Here is a 10,027-nt window from a genome sequence, read left to right as displayed (position 1 = left end):
CGAACCTCACACGACTGTTCGGATGATCCCGGCTGTGGCCTTGCTCGCAGCGCGCAGGTAACCTGCCGACCTCTATGGTTGGAGACCTGCCATGCGCCACTGCTTAGCCCTCCTGGCCCTGCTGCTGTGCCTACCGCTGCACGCTGCGCAATTGCACTTGGTGCTCCGCGACTCGTCGCGTACCTGGAGCAGCGCCGAGCTGCTCGAGCATGCCCAGGCCGAGAACATCCAGATCGACCTGGACGTGTCGTACAAGCGGCCAATGCACTACCGCGCAGTACCGCTGGCGGCACTGCTCGAGGGGGTGAAGCCTGGAGACCACCTGCAGGCGGTGGCATTGGATGGTTTTGCCGCAGAAATGCCGGCCGAGCCGTTGCTGCGCAGCGGTCCTGCCCGCGCCTGGCTGGCCGTGGAAGACCCGGCCCAGCCCTGGCCGGCGCTAGGTAACGGCAAACCCAGCGCCGGGCCGTTCTACCTGGTGTGGACCGACCCGCAGGCAGGCGGTATCCGCCCCGAGCAATGGCCCTTCCAGATCGCCACGATTCGTCGTCTGGCGCCCGTTGCACAGCGATTCCCTGCGTTGCGCCCCGATCCTGCCCTGCCGGCCGACGACCCCATACGCCAAGGCTTTGCCCTGTTCCAACAGAACTGCCTGGCATGCCACCGGCTCAATGGCGCTGGCGATGCGCAGTTCGGGCCGGACCTGAACATCCCGCACAACCCGACCGAGTATTTCCAGCCGGGGTATCTGCGCCAGTACATTCGAGATCCGCAAAGCCTGCGAGCCTGGCCGCAGGCACGGATGCCGGGTTTTGCCGAAACGGTGTTGAGTGAGCAAGAGCTGGATGCCTTGTTGGCCTATCTGGGGCACATGGCCAGTCGGAGACCCTGACGTTTTTGCTGGCCTCTTCGCGGGCTTGCCCGCGAAGAGGCCAGCGCAAGAGGTTCAGGCAACCGGCCGCTCGTGCTTGACGCCCCACCCTTCGACTTCGCCGCCATAAGGCGAAACGACCTGTTCGAAGGTCTCCTCGAAATCTCCGATTCCACCATACGTGGCGTACATGACCTTGCTCAGTTCCAGGTGCCAGGCGCCGTCATCGAGCTCGCGCACCTGGGCATTGAGCGACTCTCCGCGAAATTGCCTGGCCGCTCGCCGCGCCCCTGCTTCATCGGGGAATACCGCATAGAACTCGATGGGATGGATGCGGGTGAAGTCGAAACCGCCAGCTTTCATCTGGCGCAGGACATTGCTGCTGATATCGTCGTTTTGGCTGCTCATGAAACGTCCTCCTAACTTGCGATGGATAGACTTTCCGTGCACTGCGCACTCACCGGCGAGGCCGGCGGGTGGAGTTGATAGAGCTGATGCAAGACGCGAATCGAACCGGTACGGGCCGCAAGATAGCCCAGCACCTTCCATCAGCGTAGTGGTTGCCAGGGCGCTACGCCAATAGGTGACTCAGGGCGCTTCCTGAATACGGCTGATGGTCACGCCGCTGTGTTCCTTGAGCCAGCGTGCCGTGGGTGACGAGGTGCGATCCTGGAAGTCGTTGAGGTCCAGCTCATCCATGACCGGGAACAAGTGCGAGCGAATCGCCCGGGCGGCGTCTTCTTCGCTGGGGCGTTCGTCGGCCCGCAGCAGCAGCGACGTCGGTTCGCCTTTCTGGTCGGCAAAGATGACTTCCCACGCTTTCATTGAACGAGCCCTCTCAGTCAAGGAACAACAGTGTGTGATGCCTGTATACCTTGACCTTGGAGGGATAGCGTTCGTTCAGTCGTGACGCGGGGGGCCGCCGGGCGGCCCCCGTAGGCCTTACTTCGGCTTGCCGTGCACCACACCGGCGGTGTTGTCCAGCAAGCTCTTGGTGGCGGTCTGGATGTAGGCTTCGAGCTTTTTCAGCATTTCCGGTTGGTCCGGACTCTCGATCAGCTCGGCCTTGAACTCGCGACCCAACTGATAGCGGTACAGACGCGGACTCATGTCCTTGGACTCGATGAGGATGCGATCGCCCTGCACCAGGCCGACGATCTGCTCGCTGCCCGATGGCTTGATCATGCCCACGCCCGGGTCGCCCTCTGGCAGGTTGAGCAGGTCACGGCCCCAGCATTGGTGACGGGTCTGGCCACCGAGGCGGCCCATGATGGTCGGCACGATGTCGACCTGGGTACCCACGGTGTGGTCGACAGCGCCGAACTTCTCCTGGATACCCGGAGCGATCAGCAGCAACGGCACGTTGAAGCGGCCCAGGTCGAGCTCGGTGACCTGATCCTGGTTGCCAAAGCCGTGGTCGCCGACGATGACGAACAGGGTGTCCTTGAAGTACGGTTCTTTGCGCGCCTTCTCGAAGAACTGGCCCAGCGCCCAGTCGGAATAGCGCATGGCGGTCAGGTGCTCGTCCAGGCGGCCTTGGCCGGTGACCTTTTCGACCGGCAGGTCCTTGGGCAGCGCATACGGCGTGTGGTTGGACAGGGTCTGCAGCAGCGCGTAGATCGGCTTCTTGTCGTCGTGCTTGGCCAGTTCCTCGGCACCGCGGTCGAACATGTCCTGGTCGGACACACCCCAGGTCGGGTCGGAGAACACCGGGTCGACGAAATCGTTGCGGCCGATGAAGGTGGTCATGCCCTGGTTGCCGAAGAAGCCGGACTGGTTGTCCCACGCGAAGTCGCCGTTGTAGACATAGACGTCGTCGTAGTCGCGGGCGCCGAGCAGGGCCGGCAGGCCGGACAGCTTGTGGCCGCCTTCGGGGGTCTGCATCAGGTATTCGAAACCTGGCAGGTTGGGGAAGCAGGCCATGGTGGCGAACATGCCCTGGTGGGTATGGGTGCCGTTGGAGAAGAAGTGGTCGAACAGCAGACCCTCCTTGGCCAGCTTGTCGAAGTTCGGGGTGATGTTGTTCGGGCTGCCCAGGGCGCCCACCGAGTGGCCGGCGAAGCTCTCCATGAGAATCACCACCACGTTCTTGACCGGCAGGGTGCGGTCGGCTGGCGGCAGGAAGTCACGGCGCACCGGGGCTTCGTCGGCATCGACCAGGGTGTCGTGCGGCGTCAGCAGCAGATCGCGCACGCTCTGCTGGGCCACGCCCTGGTCGAGCACGGGCTTCCAGATGTTGGCGCGGTCTTCGCCGAAGCGGCTCTTGGCGGCGTCGATCAGGGTCAACGTGCCGTTCAGACCCAGCTGGTTGACGAAGTTCGAATCGGTGGTGAAGGCATCGCCCCAGCGCATCGGCGGGCCCTGGCGCAGGGTACCGCGGGCAGCCACCACGGCCATCAGCAGGATCACCATGAACACCGCCAGGCGGTTGTACCAGGGCGTCGGCGCGATCGGGCGGTCGTTGCGGGTCAGGCGATCGATGCCCTTGAACAGCAGGCTCAGCAGCCAGGTGCCGACCAACCAGGCCAGCAGGTAGCGTACCACCGGGAAGCCGTACCAGAGCATGCTCAGCACGGTCTTGGGATCTTCCTGGATGTACTGGAACACCAGGCCATTCAGGCGCTGGTGGAATTCGCGGTAGAAATCCATCTCCATCAGGCCGAGGAACATCACCACGCTGGCGGACAGGGTCAGCCAGAAGCGGAAGACGCCGCGCCGGGCCATGGCCCAGGGGCTCAGGCACGCCAGCAGCAACGGGATGCTCAGGTACACCACCACCCGCAAGTCGAAACGCAGGCCGTTGAGAAAGCCTTCGGCGACGGTCGAATAGGGCGTGGTGCCGATCATGTCGCTGTTGTAGACCAGCAGCGCCAGGCGCACGAGGCTGAGCATGAGCATGATCACCAGGCCGCTCAACAGCGTGTAGGCCAGGTGGGACTTCAGGGTAGGCGCGTAGGCGGCTCGCGCGCCCTGGCGCTTCAGGGCATCCGTGTTAGCCATGAATGGAGGGATCCTAGGATTGCGGTTTGCGAAGAGGTGCGGGTCAAGACCAACGCAGTATTGTGCGGCGGGGATTCTGTTTAAACCAATGTGAAAATTTTGTCACTGGGCTGTTTCGGACTTTGTCTGGACCGGCGCTTTCGTCCGCTCAGGCAGGGCGGACGCGCTCAGATGCGCACGTCGCCCCGCGGCCCGGCGATGGCCCAGATGACCAGGCCGATGACCGGCAACAAGGCGATCAGCAGGATCCACAGCACCTTGACGCCGATCTCCCGCGGGCTTTTGATCACATTGAGGATCGCCCAGATATCCAGAGCCAGGATGATCAGGCCGACCAGGCCGTTGAAGGTGGACCCCATGAGCATGCTCCCTTGCACGTGCTTTGCTGGACAGCATAGCCCTATCGAGGCGATAGAAGGGAATCCTTGGCCGTTTCGACCGGTCAGTGGATAGACTGCTGCAAAGACCAGAGATAGAGGTGCCCATGCCCCCAGCCAACAGCCCCGCCGCCGAACCCGACAACCTGATCAGTGCCTGGCGCCAGCAAGCCATCGATTCGCCTTGGCTCAGCGCCGGACTGGGCGCCAGCCTGCTGGTGGTGCTGGCATTGCTGGCCATCAGCGTGTGGAACGCGGTGCACGGCGAGCATTCGCAGAACCTGCACCTGGCCGCCCTGGGTGGGCTGTCGGGCTTCGCCGCCACCGCCCTGGGCGCGGTGCTGGCGGTGGTGCTGCGCGACGTCAGTGCGCGTAGCCAGGATGTGATGCTGGGCTTTGCCGCCGGCATGATGCTCGCCGCCAGCTCGTTCTCGTTGATTCTGCCGGGGCTCGATGCCGCCCGTGAGATAACCGGCAGCGGCCCCGCCGCAGCCTTTACCGTGGTGCTGGGCATGGGCCTGGGCGTGTTGCTGATGCTGGGGCTTGACCGCTTCACCCCGCATGAACACGAAAGCGTCGGCGCGTGCGGGCCGCATTCGGACCGGATCAGCCGGGTATGGTTGTTCGTGCTGGCGATCACCCTGCATAACCTGCCTGAAGGTATGGCGATCGGCGTGAGCTTCACCAACGGCGACATGAACATCGGCCTGCCGCTGACCAGCGCCATCGCCATCCAGGACATTCCGGAGGGCCTCGCGGTGGCCATGGCGCTGCGGGCCACGGGCCTGTCGAACCTGAGAGCGGCATTGGTGGCCATCGGCTCGGGCCTGATGGAGCCGCTGGGTGCGGTGATCGGGCTGGGGATCTCGACCGGCTTCGCCCTCGCCTACCCGGTCAGCATGGGGCTGGCGGCGGGGGCGATGATCTTCGTGGTGTCCCACGAGGTGATCCCAGAAACCCACCGCAACGGGCACCAGACCTCGGCTACCCTGGGATTGATGGGTGGGTTTGCGGTGATGATGTTTCTGGATACGGCGTTGGGCTGAGGGTTTCCATCGCCTGGGCTGGCCTCTTCGCGGGACAAGCCCGCTCCCACAGGGACCGCACTGTATTCGAAATTGGGGTAATCCTGTGGGAGCGGGCTTGTCCCGCGAAGAGGCCAGCGTAGATATCAGACGTGCACCGCGACCTTCAACGCCTCCAGCGCCGGCTCCACCTTGATCCCCAGCTCGCCCCCCAGCTCCAGCACCCGCGCCAGGTCCTGCTGGCCAACCATCACCATCTGCAACTCGTCATCGAGCAACTGGCTGAAATTGAGCAGCACATAGCCTCCGGCCTCCTTGTTCAACGCGCCCATCTGCACCTGGATGCGGTTGAGTGCGGTCAGTGGCTCGGTGCGTGCCAGTTGCTTGGGCTTGAGGGTGAACGGCACGCTCTGGTCGAACGAGTCGCTGATCTGCTGGAACAACGCCTGGTAACTGTCGGCCTGGAACACCACGGTATCCGGCAGGCTGCCGAGCACCACCCATTCACCCAGGGGAATGGGGAAACTGTCGTCGTAATTGATATCCGGGTTGGCGGCCAGGAAAGCGGCAGGGTCGGCGTAGGCCTGGGCGGCCTCGTCGGCGATGCGCTCGATGTCTTGCTCGCGCATGCAGCCGGCGCCAATGAGGCTGATGAATTCGAGCAACTGGTTTTTCATGAAAGGGGGCCTGCGACGGGTGAAAAGTCGCCAAGGATAGCCGCAAACGCCCCCTGGCGGTTAGCCGGCCAGCATTTGCAGGCGCGCTGCAGCGTCCACCGCGCCCATGGTATGGGCCGCCATCAGCGCGCTGGCGCCACGGGCGTCCTGACGTGTCGGGTCAGCACCCTGAGCCAGCAGGTAGTCGAGGATCTCGCAGCGGTTGAACATCGCCGCCAGCATCAACGCAGTACGTCCGTCCTGCGCCGTGGCATCCACCGGCACGCCATTTTCGATCAGCAACTGGATCATCTCCAGGTCGCCCTTGAACGCCGCTCCGGCAATCGGCAGCTGGCCGTTGTCGTTGGCGATCAGCGGATCGGCGCCATGGGCCAGCAGAACCCGTACCGCAGCGTGGTGACCGTGGTAGCTGGCAAGCATCAGCAGGGTATCGCCCTTGTGATTACGCAGGTTCGCTGGCAGGCCGTTGGCCAGCAGACGTTCGAGCATCTCGGCGTCGCCCTGGCGGGCGCGGTCGAAGACCTGTTCGGCGAAAGCTGCCGCTTCATCCTGGCTCATCTGGGTAGGCGTGGGTTGTGCGGACATCGGAACCTCCTGGCGTCAAAGATTGCCCAAGTGTTCGTCAGGCAAGTGCGCAGGGTCAAAGGTTCAGAATCTATGGGGACAATAGTTTCGTGCAAATTGCACTGTGCAAAATGCACGACCTTGCAGGCTGCACGAAAGCCATTCTGGAAAATAAAGCTAAGTCGCTGATTTTAAAGGATTTATCAGACCGACTAGATCTGGCACGGTCACTGCAATCATCAACTCACGTCTGCAAACACATTCAGTCAGGAGTTGATATGGACCTCATCCAGGAAAAATTCGTCTCGGTGTTCCCCGCCTACCAGGTTGCCACCCAGGCGCGCCCCGATGGTGGCGTACTGCTGACCCTTCGCGCTGCCGACGGTAAAGTGACCCGCCGCGTGCTCACCTATGGGCAACTGCACAGCGCCGAGCAACTGTCCTGGGCGATCAGCGCGATCCGCCGCGATCTCGCTGAGCAAGCCAGCGAGCTGCCGGTGATTTCGATGCTGCAGAGCCAGCAACGCTTTGCCCTGCCGACCTATCGTTGAGGTTGTCTGCTCCGGCCTCTTCGCGGCGGTTCGCCGCGAAAGGGCCGGCACAGGCGTTAGAGCTCGTCGATCCCCAGAAATTCCCTGGCGCCCGCATCTCCGGTAAACACCGCCTGCGCGCCCTGCTCATCGGCAAACACCCGCAACGCCAGGCAAAACGGATTATCCCCCAGCTCCACCCAGCGCCGCGTCCCAGCCGGGACCACCAGTCGATCGCCCTTCTCGCAAAGCACCGCGAACACCTGCTCGCCCAAGCGCAGCCCGACCTGTGCCCGCCCACCGACCACCGCGAACACCTCCTCGGCACCTTGCACATGCTCATCGCGCAGATCCACCTGCGCCGGGTCCGCTCCGTCACGGTTGACCAGCTGGAACGCGCGGCTGCCGTGCGCCGTCATCAACTGATCCAGGTATTCACGGCAGGCGGCCAGGGCATCTTCCGCACTGCCACCTGGCCGCACGCGCAGCTCCAGCGGGCCATGAGAAAAGCCAACCCCATACTCGGCCAGGGTCGCGGCGATGTCGTCGTGATGGGTCAGCACCTTGTGCGGCGAGGCGGGGCTTGCAGGGTGGAAAACGCAGAGGATGCTCATCAGGGGCTTGTCCTGGTCGATGGCGAACGGAAGGCAATGATAACGGCTGCGGCCAGGGCTGCGGCGCTGGCCATACCAAAGGTGAAGGCGGGGCCCAGCAGGTTCCAGCTGTAGCCCGAATACAGCGCGCCCAGGGCGCCCCCGGTACCTGACAGCGCCGCATACAGGGCCTGGCCCTGGCCTTGCTGGCGGGCGCCGAAGCTGGCCTGGACGAAGGCGATGGCGCCAGCGTGGAAGCAGCCGAAGGTGGCGGCGTGCAGCACCTGGGCAACGACCAGTACGGCAGGCTGGTCAGCCAGATTGCCCAGCAGCAGCCAGCGCAGCGCGGCCAGCAGGAAACTCAGCAACAGCACCCGCTGCACCGAAAAGCGCGCGAACACGCGGCTCATGAACATGAACATCAACACCTCGGCCACCACGCCGAGCGCCCACAGCAGGCCGATCTCGCCACGACTGTAGCCCAGGTGCTCGAGGTGCAGGGTGAGGAAGGTGTAGTAAGGGCCATGGCTCAGTTGCATCAGCGCCACGCAGGCGTAGAACGCCAATACCCCAGGGGCCCGCAACTGGCCCAGGAAACCGCCGGCGGCGGTGCGCTCGCCCTGCTCCGAGGGCTGGGCATTGGGTACCCACAGGCTGGCGGCGAAGATGCCGGTCATGATCACCAGAATGGCCACCGGGTAGATGTCCAGGCTCAGCCACTCGAACAGCCGCCCCAGGCCGACCACGGTGAGGATGAAGCCGATCGAGCCCCACAGGCGCACCTGGCTGTAGCGCGAGGTCTGGCCGTGCAGGTGGGCCAGGGTAATGACCTCGAACTGCGGCAACACCGCGTGCCAGAAGAACGCGTGCAGGGCCATCACCAGCGCCAGCCAGGCGTAGCTCTTACCGAGGAAGATCAGCGCGAACGCGGCCAGGGTCGAAAGCGCCCCCAGGCGCACGATGAGCAGGCGCTGGCCGCTGCGATCGCCCAGCCAGCCCCACAGGTTGGGAGCGATGCAGCGCATCAGCATGGGAATGGCCACCAGCTCGCCGATGCGCGCCGGAGGGAAGCCCAGGTGGTCGAAGTACAAGGCCAGGAACGGCGCGGTGGAACCGAGCAGGGCGAAGTAGAAGAGGTAGAAGCTGGACAGGCGCCAGTAGGGGATCGGGGGCATGGGCAGTGGGCCGGTAATGATGTTGCCTGTGCTGGCCTGTTCGCGGCGGTTCGGCGCGAACAGGCCGGTACAGGCAACCAGGGGCATCAGTCGATTCAGAGCTGCCCGAGCACCGGGGTCGACACCTTCACCTCGGCGTTCTGCGCCCGGTGGCGCAACAGATGGTCCATCAGCGCGATGGCCATCATCGCCTCGGCGATCGGCGTGGCACGGATGCCCACGCAGGGGTCGTGGCGACCCTTGGTGATGACATCTACCGGATTGCCATCGACATCGATCGAACGGCCCGGGGTGGTGATGCTGGACGTCGGCTTGAGCGCCAGATGGGCGACGATCGGCTGACCCGAAGAGATGCCACCGAGGATGCCGCCGGCGTTGTTGCTGAGGAAGCCTTCCGGGGTCAGCTCGTCACGGTGCTCGGTGCCGCGCTGGGCAACGCTGGCGAAACCGGCGCCGATCTCCACGCCCTTGACCGCGTTGATGCTCATCAGCGCATGGGCCAGCTCTGCATCCAGACGGTCGAAGATCGGCTCGCCGAGGCCTGGCATCACGCCTTCGGCGACCACGGTGATCTTCGCCCCGACCGAGTCCTGGTCGCGGCGCAGTTGATCCATGTAGGCTTCGAGCTCCGGCACCTTGTCCGGGTCAGGGCTGAAGAAAGCGTTCTGTTCGACCGAGTCCCAGGTCTTGAAGGGGATTTCGATCGGGCCGAGCTGGCTCATGTAGCCGCGCACGCGGATGCCCTGGGTGGCCAGGTATTTCTTGGCGATGGCACCGGCGGCGACGCGCATGGCGGTTTCGCGGGCCGAACTGCGGCCACCGCCGCGGTAGTCGCGGATGCCGTATTTGTGGTGGTAGGTGTAGTCGGCGTGGGCCGGGCGGAACAGGTCCTTGATCGCCGAGTAGTCCTTGGATTTCTGGTCGGTGTTGCGGATCAGCAGACCGATCGAGCAACCGGTGGTGCGGCCTTCGAACACGCCGGACAGAATCTCGACCTCGTCGGGCTCCTGGCGCTGGGTGGTGTGACGGCTGGTGCCCGGCTTGCGGCGGTCGAGATCGTGTTGCAGGTCGGCCAGGGACAGTTCCAGACCCGGCGGACACCCATCGACAATGGCGACCAACGCCGGGCCATGGCTTTCGCCTGCGGTGGTGACAGTGAACAGCTTGCCGTAGGTATTGCCGGACATGGACGCTCCGCGAGTCTGAACGAAAGCG

General features: G+C 64.2%; 12 protein-coding genes. 3 read left to right on the top strand and 9 right to left on the bottom strand.

The genetic code is table 11. The annotated features are described in order from the left end of the window. Positions 1-91: 91 nt before the first annotated feature. Positions 92-892: a c-type cytochrome gene (locus KY379_RS00160; protein WP_261240217.1), complete on the top strand. Its 801-nt coding sequence runs from the start codon at positions 92-94 to the stop codon at positions 890-892. A 54-nt stretch (positions 893-946) separates the two neighbouring features. Here KY379_RS00160 and KY379_RS00155 read toward each other — a convergent pair whose 3' ends face one another. From KY379_RS00155 to KY379_RS00140, 4 genes are all read right to left on the bottom strand, one after another. Then, positions 947-1,279: a ribonuclease E inhibitor RraB gene (locus tag KY379_RS00155; RefSeq protein ID WP_133330867.1), complete on the bottom strand. Its 333-nt coding sequence runs from the start codon at positions 1,277-1,279 to the stop codon at positions 947-949. Between the two features lie 180 nt (positions 1,280-1,459). After that, on the bottom strand, positions 1,460-1,696 hold the full coding sequence (locus KY379_RS00150; RefSeq protein WP_133330869.1) for a hypothetical protein: 237 nt from the start codon (positions 1,694-1,696) through the stop codon (positions 1,460-1,462). A gap of 117 nt (positions 1,697-1,813) precedes the next feature. Beyond that, on the bottom strand, positions 1,814-3,871 hold the full coding sequence (locus KY379_RS00145; protein WP_133330871.1) for an LTA synthase family protein: 2,058 nt from the start codon (positions 3,869-3,871) through the stop codon (positions 1,814-1,816). Between the two features lie 167 nt (positions 3,872-4,038). Continuing rightward, on the bottom strand, positions 4,039-4,230 hold the full coding sequence (locus KY379_RS00140) for a PLDc N-terminal domain-containing protein (RefSeq protein ID WP_133330873.1): 192 nt from the start codon (positions 4,228-4,230) through the stop codon (positions 4,039-4,041). A gap of 125 nt (positions 4,231-4,355) precedes the next feature. Here KY379_RS00140 and KY379_RS00135 point away from each other — a divergent pair, with 125 nt between their 5' ends. Beyond that, a complete protein-coding gene (locus KY379_RS00135) occupies positions 4,356-5,294 on the top strand; it encodes a ZIP family metal transporter (RefSeq protein ID WP_133330875.1) in 939 nt (312 codons plus the stop codon). 125 nt (positions 5,295-5,419) lie between these two features. Here KY379_RS00135 and KY379_RS00130 read toward each other — a convergent pair whose 3' ends face one another. Both KY379_RS00130 and KY379_RS00125 read right to left on the bottom strand, forming a co-directional pair. Continuing rightward, positions 5,420-5,950, bottom strand: coding sequence for a hypothetical protein (locus KY379_RS00130; protein ID WP_133330877.1), 531 nt, complete (start codon positions 5,948-5,950; stop codon positions 5,420-5,422). 60 nt (positions 5,951-6,010) lie between these two features. After that, positions 6,011-6,535 carry an ankyrin repeat domain-containing protein gene (locus KY379_RS00125; protein ID WP_133330879.1) on the bottom strand — a complete coding sequence of 175 codons (525 nt, stop codon included), beginning with the start codon at positions 6,533-6,535 and terminating at the stop codon, positions 6,011-6,013. Between the two features lie 257 nt (positions 6,536-6,792). Between KY379_RS00125 and KY379_RS00120 the strand changes: the two genes are divergently transcribed. Next, positions 6,793-7,065, top strand: coding sequence for a DUF3509 domain-containing protein (locus KY379_RS00120; RefSeq protein ID WP_133330881.1), 273 nt, complete (start codon positions 6,793-6,795; stop codon positions 7,063-7,065). Positions 7,066-7,121: 56 nt separating this feature from the next. On the opposite strand, the gene KY379_RS00115 is transcribed toward KY379_RS00120, so the two are convergent. The 3 genes from KY379_RS00115 to aroC form a co-directional block, all read right to left on the bottom strand. After that, positions 7,122-7,658, bottom strand: coding sequence for an oxidase (locus KY379_RS00115; RefSeq protein WP_261240212.1), 537 nt, complete (start codon positions 7,656-7,658; stop codon positions 7,122-7,124). After that, positions 7,658-8,812: an MFS transporter gene (locus tag KY379_RS00110; RefSeq protein ID WP_196174238.1), complete on the bottom strand. Its 1,155-nt coding sequence runs from the start codon at positions 8,810-8,812 to the stop codon at positions 7,658-7,660. Before KY379_RS00110 ends, KY379_RS00115 begins: the two co-directional genes overlap by 1 nt. A gap of 95 nt (positions 8,813-8,907) precedes the next feature. Continuing rightward, complete coding sequence (gene aroC / locus KY379_RS00105; protein ID WP_133330885.1) at positions 8,908-9,999, bottom strand: chorismate synthase; 1,092 nt, start codon at positions 9,997-9,999, stop codon at positions 8,908-8,910. Between the last annotated feature and the right edge of the window lie 28 nt (positions 10,000-10,027).

It is taken from the genome of Pseudomonas sp. HD6422, from assembly GCF_025377065.1.
Classification (GTDB): domain Bacteria; phylum Pseudomonadota; class Gammaproteobacteria; order Pseudomonadales; family Pseudomonadaceae; genus Aquipseudomonas; species Aquipseudomonas putida_U.
This window is presented reverse-complemented; position numbering and strand designations above follow the sequence as displayed.